Source organism: Actinocatenispora sera (assembly GCF_018324685.1).
In the GTDB taxonomy this organism is placed as follows: Bacteria; Actinomycetota; Actinomycetes; order Mycobacteriales; family Micromonosporaceae; genus Actinocatenispora; species Actinocatenispora sera.
Genome location: NZ_AP023354.1, coordinates 3,202,864 through 3,221,227 on the forward strand (window position 1 = coordinate 3,202,864; position 18,364 = coordinate 3,221,227).

At 72.1% G+C, this 18,364-nt stretch carries 16 protein-coding genes; 12 read left to right on the forward strand and 4 right to left on the reverse strand.

Translation table 11 applies throughout. The annotated features are described in order from the left end of the window. Positions 1-8 precede the first annotated feature (8 nt). Positions 9-401 carry a hypothetical protein gene (locus tag Asera_RS15395; protein WP_030448657.1) on the forward strand — a complete coding sequence of 131 codons (393 nt, stop codon included), beginning with the start codon at positions 9-11 and terminating at the stop codon, positions 399-401. 243 nt (positions 402-644) lie between these two features. Next, complete coding sequence (gene ctaD / locus Asera_RS15400) at positions 645-2,378, forward strand: aa3-type cytochrome oxidase subunit I (RefSeq protein ID WP_212804804.1); 1,734 nt, start codon at positions 645-647, stop codon at positions 2,376-2,378. Between the two features lie 75 nt (positions 2,379-2,453). On the opposite strand, the gene Asera_RS15405 is transcribed toward ctaD, so the two are convergent. Beyond that, a complete protein-coding gene (locus Asera_RS15405; RefSeq protein ID WP_030448658.1) occupies positions 2,454-3,044 on the reverse strand; it encodes an isochorismatase family protein in 591 nt (196 codons plus the stop codon). A gap of 225 nt (positions 3,045-3,269) precedes the next feature. Here Asera_RS15405 and Asera_RS15410 point away from each other — a divergent pair, with 225 nt between their 5' ends. Together Asera_RS15410 and Asera_RS15415 are read left to right on the forward strand one after the other, a co-directional pair. Further along, positions 3,270-3,890 carry a ClpP family protease gene (locus Asera_RS15410; RefSeq protein ID WP_030448659.1) on the forward strand — a complete coding sequence of 207 codons (621 nt, stop codon included), beginning with the start codon at positions 3,270-3,272 and terminating at the stop codon, positions 3,888-3,890. 1 nt (position 3,891) lies between these two features. Beyond that, positions 3,892-4,521, forward strand: coding sequence for a ClpP family protease (locus tag Asera_RS15415; RefSeq protein WP_030448660.1), 630 nt, complete (start codon positions 3,892-3,894; stop codon positions 4,519-4,521). Between the two features lie 75 nt (positions 4,522-4,596). Here Asera_RS15415 and Asera_RS33800 read toward each other — a convergent pair whose 3' ends face one another. After that, the gene (locus Asera_RS33800; RefSeq protein WP_051802783.1) at positions 4,597-5,109 is read right to left on the reverse strand and encodes a helix-turn-helix domain-containing protein; all 513 of its coding nucleotides are present in this window, start codon (positions 5,107-5,109) and stop codon (positions 4,597-4,599) included. Positions 5,110-5,288: 179 nt separating this feature from the next. Next, positions 5,289-6,569, reverse strand: coding sequence for a nicotinate phosphoribosyltransferase (locus tag Asera_RS15425; RefSeq protein WP_030448662.1), 1,281 nt, complete (start codon positions 6,567-6,569; stop codon positions 5,289-5,291). A gap of 226 nt (positions 6,570-6,795) precedes the next feature. On the opposite strand from Asera_RS15425, the gene Asera_RS15430 reads away from it, so the two are divergent. From Asera_RS15430 to Asera_RS15460, 7 genes are all read left to right on the forward strand, one after another. Next, positions 6,796-9,258 carry a WS/DGAT domain-containing protein gene (locus Asera_RS15430; protein WP_084132475.1) on the forward strand — a complete coding sequence of 821 codons (2,463 nt, stop codon included), beginning with the start codon at positions 6,796-6,798 and terminating at the stop codon, positions 9,256-9,258. Between the two features lie 105 nt (positions 9,259-9,363). Beyond that, entirely contained in the window at positions 9,364-10,257 is an 894-nt protein-coding gene (locus tag Asera_RS15435) for a DMT family transporter (RefSeq protein ID WP_030448664.1), read from the forward strand. Continuing rightward, positions 10,257-11,015, forward strand: a complete 759-nt coding sequence (locus tag Asera_RS15440; RefSeq protein ID WP_030448665.1) for an SDR family NAD(P)-dependent oxidoreductase — start codon at positions 10,257-10,259, stop codon at positions 11,013-11,015. Before Asera_RS15435 ends, Asera_RS15440 begins: the two co-directional genes overlap by 1 nt. A gap of 1,518 nt (positions 11,016-12,533) precedes the next feature. Further along, positions 12,534-13,139, forward strand: coding sequence for a class I SAM-dependent methyltransferase (locus Asera_RS33960; RefSeq protein WP_425305978.1), 606 nt, complete (start codon positions 12,534-12,536; stop codon positions 13,137-13,139). Positions 13,140-13,245: 106 nt separating this feature from the next. After that, on the forward strand, positions 13,246-14,586 hold the full coding sequence (locus Asera_RS15450; protein ID WP_030448667.1) for a bifunctional metallophosphatase/5'-nucleotidase: 1,341 nt from the start codon (positions 13,246-13,248) through the stop codon (positions 14,584-14,586). Positions 14,587-14,762: 176 nt separating this feature from the next. Beyond that, positions 14,763-16,118: a radical SAM protein gene (locus tag Asera_RS15455; RefSeq protein WP_244843895.1), complete on the forward strand. Its 1,356-nt coding sequence runs from the start codon at positions 14,763-14,765 to the stop codon at positions 16,116-16,118. Between the two features lie 152 nt (positions 16,119-16,270). After that, a complete protein-coding gene (locus Asera_RS15460; protein ID WP_030448669.1) occupies positions 16,271-16,711 on the forward strand; it encodes a hypothetical protein in 441 nt (146 codons plus the stop codon). Between the two features lie 37 nt (positions 16,712-16,748). Here the strand turns inward: Asera_RS15460 and Asera_RS15465 are convergent, their stop codons facing one another. Then, the gene (locus Asera_RS15465) at positions 16,749-17,675 is read right to left on the reverse strand and encodes an AraC family transcriptional regulator (protein WP_030448670.1); all 927 of its coding nucleotides are present in this window, start codon (positions 17,673-17,675) and stop codon (positions 16,749-16,751) included. 110 nt (positions 17,676-17,785) lie between these two features. Here Asera_RS15465 and Asera_RS15470 point away from each other — a divergent pair, with 110 nt between their 5' ends. Further along, complete coding sequence (locus Asera_RS15470; protein WP_244843897.1) at positions 17,786-18,289, forward strand: anthrone oxygenase family protein; 504 nt, start codon at positions 17,786-17,788, stop codon at positions 18,287-18,289. Positions 18,290-18,364 lie beyond the last annotated feature (75 nt).

The window sequence follows — 18,364 nt, forward strand, 5'->3', positions numbered from 1 at the left end:
CTGTGGGCGTGTCCGAACCGGAGCGCCGGGTGCTGCCGGCCACCCTCAAGATCGCCGTCGGGCTGCTCTGCGCGGAGGGCGTCGCGCTGTTCGCGCTGGGTATCTGGCTCGTTGTCGCGTCGTTCACCGGTCAGCCCACCGACCGTGCCGCGAGCATCACCGAGGCGGTCGTCACCGTGGTACTCGGGCTGCTCCTCGGCGTCCTCGGCTTCCTGCTGGTCCGCCGGCACGCCTGGGCCCGCGGCCCGGTCATCGTGCTGCAGCTGATGCTGCTCGCCATCGGCTACTTCATGATCAGCGCCGGCGTGGTGTGGGCCGGGATCCTCGTCATCGCGCTCGGCCTGGTGGTGGCCGGCCTGCTGATCGCCCCTGCCAGCCGCGAGAGTCTCGGCATCCACTGACCCCGGGCCGGTGCCGGCGGTGACGGCCGGGTCTGCGGGGCGCCGATCGGGGCGTCCACCAGGCATTGCGGCCGCGACACCCGACGCCGGAGCGCCCCGGTCGGGGGACTATTCTGCGCGAGGGTGTGGCTCGGACCGTGCCGGTGACTGCCGAACTGTCCGGGCCGCGCGTGCGCCGGCGCCCCCGTCGGCGCGGACAGCAACAGGAGGGCTTTCGTGACCACCGTCGCTCCCAGGCCGCCGGTGCCGAAGCAGCCGAGCGCACCGAAGCCGATCGTGACCCGGCCGTGGCCCGTGCACGAGGCGCCGCGCGGCTCGTGGTTGTCGCGCACCATCCGGACCACGGACGCGAAGCAGATCGGGATCATGTACATGGTCACCGCCTTCGCGTTCTTCCTGGTCGGCGGGTTGCTGGCGCTGCTGATGCGGGCGGAGCTGGCCCGGCCGGGCATGCAGTTCCTGTCGCCCGAGCAGTACAACCAGCTGTTCACCATGCACGGCACGATCATGCTGCTGATGTTCGCGACGCCGATCGTGTTCGCGTTCGCCAACTACATCGTGCCGCTGCAGATCGGCGCGCCCGACGTGGCGTTCCCGCGCCTCAACGCGTTCGCCTACTGGCTGTACCTGTTCGGTAGCACGCTGGTGGTCGCCGGCTTCATCACCCCGGGCGGTGCGGCCGACTTCGGCTGGTTCGCCTACCAGCCGCTCGCCGGCGTGGCGAACTCGCCGGGCGCCGGCGCCACGCTGTGGTTCGTCGGTCTGATGATCTCCGGTCTGGGCACGATCCTCGGCTCGGTCAACCTGGTGACCACCGTGCTGACGCTGCGCGCGCCCGGCATGACGATGTTCCGGATGCCCATGTTCACCTGGGCGATCACGGTGACCGCGCTGCTCGCGCTGCTGGTGTTCCCGATCCTCGCCGCCGCGCTCGCGGCCGCGGTCGCCGACCGGGTCCTCGGCACCCACGTGTACGACTCCGCCACCGGCGGCGCGATGCTCTGGCAGCACCTGTTCTGGTTCTTCGGCCATCCCGAGGTCTACATCGTCGCCCTGCCCTTCTTCGGGATCATCTCCGAGGTCATCCCGGTGTTCAGCCGCAAGCCGCTGTTCGGCTACAAGGGCATGGTCGGCGCGCTCGTCGGCATCGCGGCCCTGTCGATGACCGTCTGGGCGCACCACATGTTCGCCACCGGCCAGGTACTGCTGCCGTTCTTCTCGCTGCTCAGCTTCCTGATCGCGGTGCCGACCGGGATGAAGTTCTTCAACTGGATCGGCACCATGTGGCGCGGCCAGTTGACGTTCGAGTCGCCGATGTTGTTCTCGATCGGCTTCCTGGTCACGTTCCTGTTCGGCGGCCTGTCCGGCGTCTTGCTGGCCTCGCCGGCGATCGACTTCCACGTCTCCGACACGTACTTCGTGGTGGCGCACTTCCACTACGTGCTGTTCGGCACGATCGTGTTCGCCGTCTACGCCGGGGTCTACTTCTGGTTCCCGAAGATGACCGGCCGGATGATGGACGACAGGCTCGGCAAGCTGCACTTCTGGCTCACCGTGATCGGTTTCAACGGCACGTTCCTGGTGCAGCACTGGCTCGGCGCCGAGGGCATGCCCCGCCGCTACGCCGACTACCAGGCCGCGGACGGCTTCACCACGCTGAACACGATCTCGACGCTCGGCGCGTTCATCCTGGGCATCTCGACGCTGCCGTTCCTGTGGAACGTGTACAAGTCGTACAAGAGCGGCCCGGTCGTCGAGGTCGACGACCCGTGGGGCTACGGCAACTCGCTCGAGTGGGCCACCAGCTGCCCGCCGCCGCTGCGCAACTTCGACCGGATGGTGCGCATCCGCAGCGAGCGCCCGGCCTTCGACCTGAAGTTCCCGGAGCTGGAGGCCGTCGACGACCACGGCAAGCTGCCGCCAGCGCCGGTCTCGCCGGCGCCGGCGATCAACGCCAGCGCCGAGAAGGACGACTGAGCGACACCGACGACACGGCGGCCCGCACCGAGCACGGTGCGGGCCGCCGTCGTCGGTACCCGGGGCCGGGCCTGGTCACTCCACGTGCGGGGTGCCGGTCAGGGTGACCCCCGCGTCGGTCAACTCGGCCAGCGCCGCGTCCACCGTCGGCCGGGCCACCCCGGCGGTCAGGTCGAGCAGCACCCGGGTCCGGAAACCCTCCCGCACCGCGTCCAGTGCGGTCGCGCGCACGCAGTGGTCGGTGGCGATGCCGGCCACGTCGACCGCGTCCACGTCGTGCCGCCGCAGCCACTCCGCCAGCGTCACCCCGTGCGCCTTGCCCTCGAACCCCGAGTACGCCGCGGCGTAGGCGCCCTTGTCGAACAGCGCCTCCAGCCGCGCACGGTCCAGGTCCGGATGCAGGTCGGCGCCGACCGTGCCGGCCACGCAGTGTGGCGGCCAGCTGTGCACGTAGTCGGGGTCGGCGCTGAAGTGGTCGCCCGGATCGAGGTGGTGGTCGCGGGTCGCGACGACGTGCGCCCAGCAGCGGTCCGCCTCGGCCGCCGCCTCGTTGGCCGCGAACAGCGACGTCAGCCGCCGCGCGATCGCCGACCCGCCCGCCACCGCGAGCGAGCCACCCTCGCAGAAGTCGTTCTGCACGTCCACCACGATCAGTCCGGTTGCCACGGGGACCCCTCCTTCGTCGCTTCGATTCTTGCGCGCCGAGCGGCCCGATCCGGCCGATCCGGCAGTCAGCCGGCACACATCGGGGAGTCGGCCGCCCGGCTCGCTTCGCTGCCGGCTGATTCCGTCTGCTGACGGCAAAGAACCCTGCCGGCCTGCCCTCGGGTGCCGCACCGTTGGTCACGACGGCGCCGCGCCGGCGCACCGAACACAGAGCGGGGAGTGGGCATGCAAGCGTTCACGGGTGGGTCGCTGACCGCCATCGGGTCGATGGACGACCAGCTGGCCGGTCGGCTGCTGAGCCAGCGGATCATCGTGCTCGGCAGCGAGGTCGACGACGAGGTCGCCAACCGGCTGTGCACGCAGCTGCTGCTGCTGTCGGCGGAGGATCCGCGCGCCGACATCAGCCTGTACATCAACTCGCCGGGCGGGTCGGTGCTCTCCGGCCTGGCGATCTACGACGTGATGCGGCTGATCCCGAACGACGTCAGCACGCTGGCGCTCGGCCTGGCCGGCAGCATGGCTCAGTTCCTGCTGACCGCCGGCACCAGCGGCAAGCGGTACGCACTGCCCAACGCGCAGGTGCTGATGCACCAGGGGTCGGCCGGCCTCGGTGGCACCGCCGCCGATGTGGAGATCTACGCCAGCCAGCTGGAACGGCTCGGTGCGCTGATGCACCGGCTCACCGGCGAGCACAGCGGCCAGCCGGCCGAGACGATCGCCGCCGACGGCCTGCGGGACCGGTGGTTCACCGCGACCGAGGCACGCGAGTACGGCCTGATCGACCACATCCTCGAGCACGTCGACGACGTGCGACCCACGTCCGGCAAGCGGCGGATCGGAGTCTGACATGTCCCAGTACACGATCCCCACGGTGGTGGAGAAGACCGCGCTGGGCGAGCGGGCGTTCGACATCTACTCGCGGCTGCTGTCCGAGCGGATCATCTTCCTCGGCACCCCGATCGACGACGGCGTTGCCAACGTCGTCATCGCTCAGCTGCTGCACCTGGAGGCGGAGAGCCTGGATCTCGAGATCAACCTCTACATCAACTCGCCGGGCGGCTCGTTCAGCGCGTTGACGGCCATCTACGACACGATGCAGTTCGTCCGGCCCAACATCGCCACGCTGTGCGTCGGCCGCGCCTCGTCGGCTGCCGCCGTGCTGCTCGCCGCCGGTACGCCGGGCAAGCGCGCGGTGCTCGAACACGCCAAGGTGGTGCTGCACCAGCCGTCCACCGCGGAGGGTTCCTTCGACGTGGCCCAGGGCACGCTGCCGGACCTGGCCATCCAGGCCAAGGAGGTGGTGCGGCTGCGGGCCGAGATGGAGACGATCCTGAGCCGGCACACCGGCCACGACACGCAGAAGATCGCTGCCGACATCGACCGGAACAAGACGTTCACCGCGCAGCAGGCGGTCGACTACGGCATCGCCGACGAGATCCTCACCGTCCGCCCCATGCCGGCAGGAACCAGCTGGTAGCCGGGCCGCCCGGCGTGGTGTCGGCCTCGGCCGCCCGCCTGGCGCTGGCCGAGCGGGTGGCCGGGGCCGGGTCGGTCAGGCGGCGAGGCACTGCACGTCGGGGCTCGACGGCGGCGCGACCGGGAAGCGGCTCGGTGCACCGTCCCCGGACAGCCGCAGCAGCCGCAGCCTGGTCGGCGCGACCAGCGAGGCGGTCGGATCGGCCCACGACCCGGCCGGCTCGCGCTGCAGCGGGTCGAGCTCGTCGCGCAGCCCGAGGCGCACGTCGGGCCGGCTCCGGCCCGGACGCCAGCCCGGCCCGGGCAGCACGCGGTCGGCGCTGAGATCCCACAGCATCTCGGTCAGCAGCTCGGTCAGGTCGATGCCCAGCGCCGTGCACACCGCGGCCAGCACCTCCGACGACGCCTCCTTGCGGCCGCGCTCCAGCTCGGACAGGTAGGCCATGGAGATCTGGGCCGCCCCGGCGACCTCGCTCAGCGTCCGGCCCTGGAACTGGCGGGCCCGACGCAGGACCCGGCCCACCACCCGCCGCAGCAGCTGGGGGGTCGGGCGGTCACGTTGGGCAGGCACCGCATCCGGTTGGGCCATCGACGCCTCCTGAGCGCGTGTCGAGGTCCGCGTGCCGGTGATGTGGCGACGAACCCGCGCCGTCCGACAGGCGTTGGTGGAAAACCGATCCCCTCACCTATACCCGCTTCGACGGCCGTCCGGGACGCCATTTCGCCACCGGCGTAACCGGTCCGGCCGGCCGCCGCCACCGCGGCCGGTCAGTTGCTGATCATGGTGACCGGGATGGCCGGGTCACCGGCCGACAACTTCAACCCGTCCCACGGGATCGACACCAGGCACTCGGCCAGATGCGCCCGGCTGGTGGCCAGGTCCGGCAGGTCCGCCGCCGGCTCGCCGCCCACCAGGTACGGCCGCTGCAACGCCCGGTCGTGCGGCTCGGCGCTCGGCCGGCAGCGGGACGCCACGACCTCCTCCACCGCGGTACCGGTGGGCTTGTGCCGGCGCACCGCCACCTTGCGGCCGCCCACGGTCTTCTTGTTCTCCGACCGCTTCACCACCGGCCGCCCGTCCACCTCGACCAGCTTGTACACCAGCTGGGCGGTCGGCGCGCCGGAGCCGGTGACGACCGCGGTGCCGGCGCCGTACGCGTCGACCGGTGCCGCGGCGAGCGCGGCGATGGAGTGCTCGTCCAGGTCACCGGAGACCACGATGCGGGTGTCCCGGGCGCCGAGCGAGTCGAGCAGCTCGCGCGCCTGTACCGCCATCACCGACAGATCGCCCGAATCGATCCGGATCGCGCCGAGCTGCGGACCGGCCACCTCGATGGCCGTCCGGATGCCCTGGCTGATGTCGTACGTGTCGACCAGCAGGGTCGTACCGGTGCCGAGCGCGGCGATCTGCGAGGCGAACGCCTCCGCCTCCGAGTCGTGCAGCAGCGTGAACGCGTGCGCCGCGGTACCGGCGGTCGGCACGCCGTAGCGCACACCCGCGGCCACGTTGGAGGTGGAGGCGAACCCGGCGAGGTAGGCGGCCCGGGCGGCCGCGACCCCGGCCTGTTCGTGGGTGCGCCGGGAGCCCATCTCGATGATCGGCCGGCCGTGCGCGGCGGTGACCATCCGGGCCGCGCCGGATGCGATCGCGCAGTCGTGGTTGAGCACCGACAGCAGCAGCGTCTCGAGCAGCACGCCGACCGCGAACGGGGCGGCGACGGTCAGGATCGGTGACCCGGGGAAGTAGAGCTCGCCCTCGGCGTACCCCTCGATGTCGCCGGTGAAGCGGTAGTCGGCGAGCCAGCCGGCGGTGCGATCGTCGAGCACGTCCTGCCGGCGCAGCAGGTCCAGGTGCTCGTCGGTGAACCGGAACTCGCGGATCAGCTCGACCAGCCGCCCGGTGCCCGCGACCACCCCGTAGCGCCGGCCGCTGGGTAGCCGCCGGCCGAAGACCTCGAACACGCACGGCCGGTCGGCGGTGCCGTCGGCCAGTGCGGCCCGCACCATGGTCAGCTCGTACTGGTCGGTGAGCAGTGCGGTGGATTCCACGCCGTCTCCCGCATCGTCGCTGGCTGGGGGGCCGCCGCACGCACGGCGCGCCTCCGGGTCGCGGTCAGACTAGCCGCGCGCCCGCCGGGCACCGACGCGCCTGCCGCCCATCGTGGCCGGCGCGACCGACCGTCGCCCGCTGTGCGGCACGGAACAATGGCGCACAGCGGACGTCGAACCGGCGTAACGTTTTGGCGGAAGATCGCCGAACGCTGGGGGACGGTGGATGGGCCCGGGTGCTGACGGGACACCGCGCCGAGTGCTGGTGGTCTCGGCCGACATGGGCGGGGGGCATCACGCGACCGGGCGGGCGCTGGAGGAGAGCGTCGAACGGCACTGGCCGGGCAGCGAGGTGCGATGGGTCGACACGCTCGACGCGATGGGCGGCTGGGTCGGTCCGTTGTTTCGCCGCATCTACGTGGCGAACGTGCAGGCAACCCCGTGGATGTACGAGTTCTTCTACTCGGCGCTGTGGCGGCACCGCTGGTTCGCCGCCGCGTCCAAGGCGACGCTGGCCGCCTGGTCGGGCCGGCGGCTCGCCACCGAGGTGGAGCGGTTCGACCCGGACCTGATCCTGTCGACCTATCCGATCGGTTCGGCCGGGATGTCCTGGCTGCGGCGCCGCCGGCTGCTCCCGGTCCCCGTGGGTGCCTGGGTGTCGGACTTCGCGCCGCATCCGTTCTGGCTCTACCGCGACCTGGACGCGACGTTTCTGATGCACCCGGCCGCACTGCCGGCCGCCGAGCTGGCCGAACCGGGTATCGCGGCACGGGCGACGGTGCCGACCGTGGAGCGCCGGTACCACCCGGGTGACCCGCAGCTGGAGCGGCCCGAGCTGGGCCTGCCCGCGGACCGCTTCGTGGTGCTGGTGACCTGCGGTGCGTACGCGTTCGGCGCGGTCACCGAGGCGGTCGACGCGCTGCTCGCCGCGCCCGGGGCGATCCAGGTCGTGGTCGCCTGTGGCCGCAACGAGCGGCTGCGCAGCGCGCTGCTCGCCCGCGGCCTGCCCGGGGTGCGGCTGCTGCCGCTGGGCTGGGTGCCGGACACCGCGCCGCTGGTGCGGGCCGCGGATCTGGTGGTGACCAATGCGGGCGGCGCGACGTCGCTGGAGGCGCTGGCCACCGGCCGCCCGGTGGTGATGTTCCGGCCGATCGCCGCGCACGGTGCCGCCAACGCCGCGCTGATGAGCCTGTCCGGGCTGGCCGAGACGTGTTCGACGGCGGCGCAGCTGACCGCGCTGGTGTCGGCGCGCGCCAAGGCCGGCGGGTCGGGCGCCGAGAGCACCGCGGTCAAGGAGTACCTGGACGGCCACGATCCCGCGCTGGACCTGCCGGCGCTCGCCGCCAGTACCCCGCCGGCGCCGCCGCCGCCGACCGCGTCCGGGCGGATCCGGCCGGTGCGTCGGGCGTGGCCGCTGCGCCCGCCGGACTCGTTCTTCCTGCACGTGCAGACCCGGTCGATCACCCAGCAGGTCGGTGCGGTGATCACCGCCGAGCCGGAGCCGGGTGCCGCGCCGCTGACCGCCGAGGTACTGGTCGACCGGATCGGGGCGGCGCTGCCGGTGCTGACGACGCTGCGTCGCCGGGTGGTTCCGCGTGGTGGCTGGCTGCGGCCGGGCTGGGTGGTCGACCCGACGATCCGGGTGGCCGACCACGTGCACGAGGTCGTGGTCGCGAGCGAGGCCGAGCAGGCCGCGGCGCTGGACCGGTTCTGGTCCGAGCCCGTCTCGTTGCGCCGCCCACCGTGGCAGCTGCTGCTGGTCCGCCGGGACGACAGCGACGCGGACGGCTGCAGGCTGGCGTTCAAGATGCACCACTCGATCGGCGACGGGCTGTCGCTGATCGGCACCCTGGACCGGATCCTGGAGACCCCGGGTCGCCGGGCGCTGCGGCGCCGCGGCGCCCGCCGGCAGCGCTCCCGCACGGTGCGGGAGGTGGCGTTCCAGGCCAGCCGGGTGGTGCGGGGGATGTGGGAGCTGGGCACGCATGCCGGTGCACCGCGCCACCCGCTCAACCGGGAACTGACCGCGAACCGGCGCGGCGTGGTCACCGTGCCGTTGCCGACCGAGCAGGTGCGTGCCGCCGCCCGCCGGCACCGGGTACGCAGCAGCGAGGTGCTGCTCGGGGTGCTGGCCGAGGCGCTGCACCGGGCCGGGGTGGCGGACGGGGTGGGCGCGCCGGACCGGTTGCGCACGATGCTGCCGGTCGCGATGGCCTCGGCGAACGGCGCCCGTACCGCCGGGAACCAGACCGGCGTGGTGTCGGTGGATCTGCCGGTCGGCCCGATGACGGTCACCGAGCGGATCCAGCGCATCCGCGGCGACCTGCACCGGCGGATGGATCTGGGTGAGCCGCACGCGGCGGCGTTCGTCATGCGGGCGCTGGGGATGTTCCCGGCACCGGTGCACGCCTGGATGTCGCAGCGGGTGTACAGCAGCCAGTTCTTCAACATGATCGCGTCCTACATACCGGGCCCGTTGCAGCAGCGCCGGATCGCCGGCCACCGGCTGACCGCGGTTTACCCGGTGGTGGCGCTGGCCGAGGGGGTCCCGCTGGGTATCGGCATCATGCGCTACGCGGGTGTGACCGGCGTCTGCGTGCTGTACGACGAGTCGCTGCGCGGCATCGCCGAGCCGCTGGCCGGCGCGCTGCGCTCGGCGTTCGCCGACGCGCTGGCGGAGGGCCGCTGATGCTTCACCGGGGGAGTGCCGCCGGCGCTCGCGTCGGGCGGCGCCGGGCCGTCGTGCCGCCGTACCGGCTGGGACAGTCGCCGATCGTCCGGGTGCGGTGAGGCGATGCCGCCCGGACTGTTCATCGCCGTACCGGCGGCGGTGGTCGGCGCGTTGTCGTTCGGCATGTCGTCGAACCTGCAGTACCGCGCCACGCATCAGGTGCCGACCCGACGCGCCGGCGACCCGGCACTGCTCGCCGACCTGATGCACACGAGGATGTGGCGGCTGTCGATCGTCCTGGCGCTGACCGGCTTCAGCCTGCAGGTGCTGGCGCTGCGGTTCGGGCCGGTCATGCTGGTGCAGCCGTTGCTGGTGTGCAGCCTGCTGTTCTACGTGCTGCTCACCCCGGTGCTCGCCGGCCGCCGCCCGGACGCGGTACGGATCGGCGGCGCGCTGCTGACCCTCGCCGGGCTGGTGGCGTTCCTGCTGGTGGCGCGGCCGACCGATACCGGCGGTAGGGACCTGACCCCGGCGACCATCCTGCCGCTGGGCGTGGGCCTCGCGGTGTTGCTCACCGCCTGCCTGATCGCGGCGGCGACGGTGTCGAAGCAGTGGCGGCCGCTGCCGCTCGCGCTGGCCACCGGCATCTGCTACGGAGTGACCGCGGGCCTGGTGCGCAGCCTGTCCGACCGGTTCGCGGACGGTTTCCCGGAGCTGCTCTACCACTGGCAGCTGTACGCGATCTGCGTGCTCGGCCCGTTCGGCGTGCTGCTCAACCAGAACACGTTCCAGGCCGGCCGGCTGGGGTCGCCGGCGCTCGCGATCATCACCACGGTGGACCCGCTGATCTCGATCGGGGTGGGTCTGCTCTGGCTGGATGGCACGATCGCGGTGGGGGTGGCCGAGGTGGTGGGTGAGATCATCGCGTTGGCGGTGATGGCCCTCGGCATCGCCGTGTTGGCGACCCGGGCACCGCATCTCGTCGCGGCCGGGCAGCAGGTGGGGGAGGGTGACTGATGCGGGTGCGTGGTGCGGTCGCGCTGGTGACCGGTGCGTCCTCGGGGATCGGCTGGGCCACCGCGTTGCGGCTGGCCGAGCTGGGCGCCCGGCTGATCCTGACCGGCCGGGACACCGAACGGTTGGCGATGCTCGCGACGATGACCGGCGGTACCCCGCTCGCCACCGACCTGTCCGAGCCGGGCGCGGTGACCCGGCTGGCGCGCGCCGCGCTCGACGCGGCGGGCCGGGTGGACCTGCTGGTCAACAACGCCGGCGAGGGACACGCCGGCCGCTTCACCGCGATGAGTTCCGAGCAGGTGGCCCGGTTGGTGGCGGTGAACCTGTCGGCGCCGATCGAGCTGACCCGGGTACTGCTGCCCGGGATGGTGTCCCGGGGCACCGGCCACGTGGCGTTCGTCACGTCGATCGCCGGCCGTACCGGGGTGGCCGGCGAGGCGGTCTACTCGGCGGCGAAGGCCGGCGTCGACGCGTTCGCCGAGTCGCTGCGGTTCGAGCTGGCCGGCTCCGGAGTGCGGGTCGGCGTGCTCGTACCGGGCGTCGTGCGGACGGCGTTCTTCGACCGGCGCGGGGCCGCCTACCAGCGGCAACGCCCGCGGCCGCTGCCGGCGGCGCGGGTCGCCGACGCGCTGGTGCGCAGCATCGTCACGGAGCGGGACGAGAGCTTCACGCCGTCCTGGCTGCGGCTGCCGGTGGCGATCCGCGCGGTGGCGCCGGCCACGTACCGACGGTTGGCCGGGCGGTTCGGCGGTTCCTGAGCCGCGCTGGGTAACGTACCGTAGGCGGGTGGTTTCGCTCGGCCAGAACGTCACGGCCCGGTCCCGACCGGGAATCCTGGCGCAGCATGACGACGATTCTCCGGTAAGGTCTCTCCATCCGGTGCGGTTCGCCGGGCCATAACCCTCCCTTCATCGTCGGTTTGCGTGTGCGGCCGGCGTCGAATGAGCCGATCAGTCGACACCGTGGGGGTGGCCTGCGCGTGTCTCTGCGGTACCGAGTCGGGCGCGCCAGCGCTCGGCGGTGCGGATGGGCATGCGTACGGCCAGCGAGGCCCGGTGGGCGGCCAATGCGGCGGCCGGTCAGCGAGAGAACACGTGAAGTGAACAGGCAGCGTCCGGCAACCGTACAGGGACTATCGAGTTATTCGTCCGTGATGCGATACTGCCTCACCTTGCGAATAACGAGAGACGTTATCGGGAGAACACATGGGTCAGCTCAAGCAGCGCGTCAACGGCCTGGTCGAGAGGACGACCGGATACCGGTTCGTGCGGGCAGATCAGCTGCGCGGGCTCAAGACGGGCATGGTTGGCCTGGTGGAGCAGTTCACCGGCGGTGAGGTGAACGGGTGGGTGTCGGTGCCGCGAGGCGCCGACCCGGTGCGGGTGAGCCTGCAGGTCAGCGGCTTCGAGGTCGCTGCCACCTGGGCGAGCGACGCGGTCAAGCGGGGCAACTACGGCGAGGCGCGGCGCTTCCACTTCCGGATCAAGGACATCTGGCAGTACGTCACGACCGACGACAAGTTGACCGTCAGCGTCGACGGCGTCGCCCTGCCCATCACCAAGCACGGCATGTACCTGCGCCCCCGCAACAACGGGCAACACAGTCTAGGAGAGTTGAAGCGTCGGATGTCCAACGGTCACGTCTTCGGCCAGACCGGCCGACTCCAGTTGTCCAAGAAGCTCGACACCGAGTGGCAGGACAAGGTCATGGGCCTGTACGGCCAGGTCCGCGAGCTGGTCAAGGAGGTGTACGGGTACGACGTCTTCTTCGTCTACGGCACCCTGCTCGGTGCGGTCCGCGAGGGCGGCGTGATCGGCCACGACGTCGACTTCGACGCCGCGTACGTGTCCCGGCACAGCGACGGCAAGGTCTCCGCCGACGAGCTCCAGGAGATCGCGTTCCGGCTGGTGGAAAGCGGCCTGGACGTGGAGTGCAAGCGCACCGCACTGCACATCCACGACACCAAGGACCCGGAAACCCGGATCGACCTGTTCCACACGTACTTCAACGACGAGGGGCTGCTGCAGTTCCCGTTCGGTGTCGCGGGCACCACCGAGGTGCGCAAGAGCGACTGGAAGGGCACCAAGGAGATCGACTTCTGCGGTGGCCGCGGGCTGCTGCCGGTCAACGCCGAGCAGATGGCCGAGCACCTCTACGGCGAGGGCTGGCGGACCCCGAAGCCGGGCTTCAAGTGGGCGCGGGACCGGGTCAAGAGCGACCAGTCCGGCATGATGCCGCTGTCGTACGGCGAAGAGGTCTACTGGTCGAACTTCTACATGCGGGCCAACTTCGACAGCGGCTCGACGTTCTTCGAGGCGATCAACGCCCGCGAGGACACCCCGCAGAACATCATCGACATCGGCTGCGGCCAGGGGCGCGACTCGTACGCGTTCGGCAAGGCCGGCCGCACCGTGCTCGGCATGGACCGCTCCAAGGTCGGTGTCAAGCACGCCGCCGCCAAGGCCGAGGAGTTCGGCATCGCCGACCGCGTCAGGTTCACCGCCTGTGACGTGTCCGACGCGCCGGCGCTGCGCAAGAACCTGACCGAGGCGCTCGCCGCCGCGGACGGGCCGGTGCTGTTCTACATGCGGTTCTTCCTGCACTCGCTGCCGGAAGAGGTGCAGAACACGCTGATGAGCGTGCTCAGCGAGTGCGCCCGCACCGGTGACATGTTCGCCGCCGAGTTCCGCACCGACAAGGACGAGGCGCTGGAGAAGACGTACGGCAAGCACTTCCGCCGTTACCAGAACGGCCCGGCGTTCGGTCAGTCGCTGAAGGACACGTACGGCTTCGACCTGCTGCACGAGCAGGAGGGCCGGGGCCTGTCGGTGTACAAGGACGAGGACCCGGAGCTCTACCGCGTGGTCGCCATCCACCGCTGATCCACTTCGCGACGCGGGCCACACCTTCACGGGTGTGGCCCGCGTCGCTGTTCCCCGCCCGGGCGCAGGATCGACACGGCCCGATCATGATCGGCAGAATCGACCGATGCCGACTCTGGAACTGCTGCATTTCAACGATGTGCACGCCCGGTTCGACGGGCTGGCGCGGCTGGCCGCCCGGGTACGGGAGATCCGCGCTGCCGCACCGCATCCGGTGCTGGCGCTGGACGGTGGCGACATCGAGGACAGCGGGGTGGAGCTGTCCGCGCTGACCCGGGGTGTGGCGGCCTGGCGGCTGCTGCGGGCGGCGGGCGTGGACGCCGCGGTGGCGGGCAACGGCGGACTGTTGCGGTACGGGCCGGGCGTGCTCGCCGAGTACGCCGCGGCGTTCGGCGCACCGCCGCTGCTGTCCGACGTGGCGCTCGACGGCGGGGTGTTGCCGGGTACGGTCGCCGCGCGGCTCGTTGTGGCCGGTGAGCTGACCGTCGGCATCATCGGGATCACCGACTGGTTCACCGCCTATGCCGACTTCGGCCTGACCGAGTTGCCCCGCACCACCGAGGTCTGCCGGCATGCCGCCGAACTGCGCGAGCAGGGCGCCGACGTGGTGCTGGTCCTCAGCCACGCCGGCATCGACAACGACCGTGCGCTCGCACAGAAGCTGATCGGCCGGGTCGATCTCATCGTCGGTGGTCACAGCCACACGCTGCTGCCGGACGGCGAGCACCGGCCGAACGCGGTCCCGATCGTGCAGGCCGGCAACTTCGCCGAGCATCTCGGCCGGGTTCGGTTGTCGGTGGACGACGGGTGGGTGTCGGTGGTGCAGACGACGACCGAACCGGTGCCGGCGGACGCGCCGCGCGACCCCACGGTACTGGCCGAGCTGGCGGCCTGCGAGCGTGATCTGGCGGGCTGGCTGGCCGACCCGGTCGGTACGCTGCCCGGCGGCGCGGAGCTCACCGCGGGGACCGGGTCGGCCATGGTGCTGCTGCTCGCCGAGGCGGTGCGGGCGGTCTTCCCGGTCGAGGTGGCCGTGGTGTACCCGGTGCACTGCGCCGCCGGGATCGCGGCGGGTGCGGTGGCGCGGGGCGACGTGTGGCGGGCGACCAGCTCGCCGGCAAACGCGGCGGTGGCGACGCTGACGGGCGCGCAACTGCGCGAGATGCTGCGGCGCGGGGCCACGGCGGAGCAGGCGGGCCGCCAGCCGCGGGCGTTCCGGGGGCGGGCCCTGGGGTACCTGCACGCGGTGGGGGTGACCGCGGTGGGCGACCGGATCCTGGTCGGAGCGGAACCGCTGGACGATGCCCGCCGCTACCGGGTGGCCGGCACGGACGTGGAGCTCTTGCCGTACGGCGGCCTGGTGGACACGGTGCCGGCCGACCTGACGCTGGACACCAGCCGGATCCTGCCGGAGCTGCTCACCGAGTACCTCGTCGCCCGGAGCTGACGTTCCCGCTGGTCGAGCATGGGGTGCGCGGAAAGCGCTTGCTGCGGAGGCTCGGACCAGGATCGACCAGGCGGACGGGTGGGATGGGGCGCGTCACCCGGGGTCGGGCGGGCCCGGGGACGGAAGATCGGGGCGGCGTACGGTGGCGGGGAGAGTGGACGCCGGGAGGGGTGGCGATGGCTGAGGTCGGGGTGAGTCTCGGTGCGACGCGCGCGGAGCAGATGCCGCGGGGCGAGCTGCTGGAAGACGCGATGCAGCGGTTCGGCCACCTGCCACCGGAGGCGATCCTCAAGGAAGACCTGCTGCGCACCGGGATGGCGTTCGACGACTCGGCGCTGACCGACAACGAGGACGGCGAGGTCAAGCCCAAGTCGTACTTCATCTTCTCGTTCGACCACCGCGAGCTGCCCGAGCTGGGTACCGCCGCGCTGCGCCGGCCGCCGGAGGAGATCGTGCTGACCGGCGGGCCGTTCGGGCTGCGCCGCACGGTGGTGTCGGTGCGCGTCAACCCGGCCTCGCCCTACCGCGTGGCCGCCGGCGAGGACGGGCTGCTGCGACTGCACGTGGACGGCCGGGCCATCGCCGACGTCGGCCTGCCGCCGATGCCGGAGTACTACCGGCACGCGCTCGGCAACGGCAAGCAGGTGATGGAGGTGGCGCCGACGATCCAGTGGGGCTACCTGATCTACCTGACGGTCTTCCGCGTCTGCCAGTACTTCGGCGCCAAGGAGGAGTGCCAGTACTGCGACATCAACCACAACTGGCGCCAGCACAAGAAGGCCGGCCGGCCGTACACCGGGGTCAAGCCGGTGGACGAGGTGCTGGAGGCGCTGGCCATCATCGACGAGTACGACACGGCGAAGCTGTCCACCGCGTACACGCTGACCGGCGGCAGCGTCACGAAGACCGTGGAGGGGCTGGCGGAGGCCGACTTCTACGGGCGGTACGCGAAGGCCATCGAGGAGCGCTTCCCGGGTCGCTGGATCGGCAAGGTGGTCGCGCAGGCGCTGCCGAAGGCCGACGTGCAGCGGTTCTTCGACTACGGCATCCGCATCTACCACCCCAACTACGAGGTGTGGGACAAGCGGCTGTTCGAGCTGTACTGCCCGGGCAAGGAGCGCTACGTGGGCCGGGAGGAGTGGCATCGCCGCATCCTCGACGCGGCCGACGTGTTCGGCGCCCGCAACGTGATCCCGAACTTCGTCGCCGGCGTGGAGATGGCCGCGCCACACGGCTTCACCGAGGTGGATGCGGCGATCGAGTCGACCGCCGAGGGCCTGGAGTACTTCATGTCCCGCGGGATCACGCCGCGGTTCACCACCTGGTGCCCCGAGCCGACCACGCCGCTGGGCCGGGCGAACCCGCAGGGCGCGCCGCTGGAGTACCACCTGAAGCTGCTCACCGTGTACCGGGAGACGATGGAGCGCAACAAGCTCGCTGCCCCGCCCGGCTACGGCCTGCCCGGCGCCGGCAACGCGGTCTTCTCGGTCAGCTCGTTCATGGACACGCTGCCGCCCGAGCCGGCCGGGTAGCCACGGCCCCGGCGGGCCGGTGCGGTGCCGTCGGCGGTCAGCCTGGCGGCGGCCGGTTTCCGGGCCGCATCGAGCCGTCGGCCGGTGCGGTGCCGGCGCCCGAGGCACGACGGCGGCCGCCGCCGGGGGTTCGACGGCGGTAGGGTGCGCGCGTGACCGAAGCGACTCAGGCCGGCGTGCTCGGCCGCGGCGCCGCCGTACGGCGGTGCGCGCTGGCGATCCTGATCGGGGTGGCGGCGGAGACCGGCGGCGGGGTGCTCGGTTCGTACCTGTGGAGCACCGCGGAGGCGGTGCAGTTGTGCGTGGCGCCGCCCGCGCTCGCCGCCGCCGGGCTGGGTACCGCAGCGCTACGGGGCCGGCCGCCGCAGCTGGCCGTGTCGCTGTTCGGCCTGTACGCGCTGGGCTGGGCGGTCGCCTTCCTGGGCCATGCCGGCCCGCCGTACCAGCGGCCGTTCTGGCCGGCGTTTCACCTGGGCCTCGCCGGCGCCGGGATCCTCACGACGGTCGTCGGGTTCGTGCTCGCCGCCCGGGTCGGCCGCCGCGTGCAGGCCGAGGCGCCGGCGGACGTCCCGGAGGTCGGCGCCGGCCGGTAGCCGGTCACGGGCTCCACTGTGGACGCCGCCGCGCCGGTCAGCCGGCCTCGCGCCAGTGCTGCGGGCTGACCCCGTGCACCCGTTTGAACGCGGTACTCAGCGCGAACGGGCTGCCGTAGCCGACCCGCCGGGCGACCGCCGCCAGGGTGGCACCGGTCCGCAGCAGGTCGGCGGCGAGGCCGAGCCGCCAGCCGGTCAGGAACGCCATCGGCGGCTCCCCGACGAGCGCGGTGAACCGGCGGGCCAGCGCGGCCCGGGACACGCCGACCTGCCGGGCCAGCAGCTCCACCGTCCACTGGTGCGCCGGATCGGTCTGCAGCAGCTTCAACGCCGGCCCGACCACCGGATCGGCGAGCGCCAGGTACCAGCCCGGCGCGGTGTCGGGCCGGGCCAGGTGTGCCCGCAGCGCGGCGATCAGCAGCAGGTCGAGCAGCCGGTCCAGCACCGCCTCCTGACCGGGATCGTCGCGGCCGATCTCGGCGGCGAGCAGGTCCACCAGCGGGCAGTCCCATTCGTCCCGGTGCAGGACGAGCACGGTCGGCAGCGCGTCCAGCAGCCGCCGGCTGATCTCCCCGCAGGTCTGGTACGTGCCGGTCAGCATCATGTCGGCGGCGTCCGGGTCGTGACCCCAGGTACGTACGCCGAGGTCCCAGCGGTGGCCGAGGTCCTCGCCGCGCAGCGTGTGGCACTGCTGACCGGGGCCGATGACGACCTGCGGCTCGGTCGCCGGATCGTCGGCCACCGTGTACGGCGCGGGCCCGCGCACGATCGCCACGTCACCGGGCCCGAGCCGTACCGCCGGGTCGTGGTCGGGCAGCAGCCACGCGGCGCCGCGGGCGACCGCGACCAGGGTCAGCGGTGCCTCGTCCTCGATCCGCATCGACCACGGCGGGTCGAGGACCGTGCGCAGCAGGAACGCGCCCTTCGCGCGCGGCCCGTCCAGCAGGTCGACCAGCGTGTCCATCCGCCGAGCGTAGACGTTCGCGGATGCGGCCGAGCGTTGCGGCGATGGCCGTACCTCGCCGGTTCCGGTTGGCTGGAGGACGACGGGAAGCCTCCACGGAGGCGGTCGGAATGGGGGAGACGCTGATGGGTGCGGCGCGCGAGTTGACGTTGGGGCTGGCCACGCTGGGGTTCGGGCTGATGGCCGGGTTGTTCTACGCGTTCGCGGTCGCGGTGATGCCGGCGCTGCGCGGCGTCGACGATCGGGCGTTCGTCGACGTGATGCGGCGGATCAACCGCGCGATCCTGAACCGCTGGTTCCTGTCGGTTTACGTCGGTGTGCTGCTGCCGGTGGTGGCTGCCGCGGCGCTGCACGTCCCGGCCGGCGGCCGCGCGGTGCTGCCGTGGGTGCTCGCCGGGTTGCTGCTCTACCTGGTGATGTTCGTGATCACCGGCGGGGTGAACGTCCCGCTGAACAACCGGCTGGATGCCGCCGGCGACCCGGCCGCGCTGACCGATCCGGTCGCGGTACGGCGGAGTTTCGAGGCGACGTGGGTGCGCTGGAACGTGGTACGCGCGCTCACCTCCACCGGCGCCTTCGCCTGCCTGGTGGTTGCGCTGCTGGTGTCGGCGTGACCCTCGCCGGTGCAATGGAGGGTGCCGTCGCGTCCGGTGCTCGGACGCCACGGCGCTCCGCGGGTGCTGAATTTT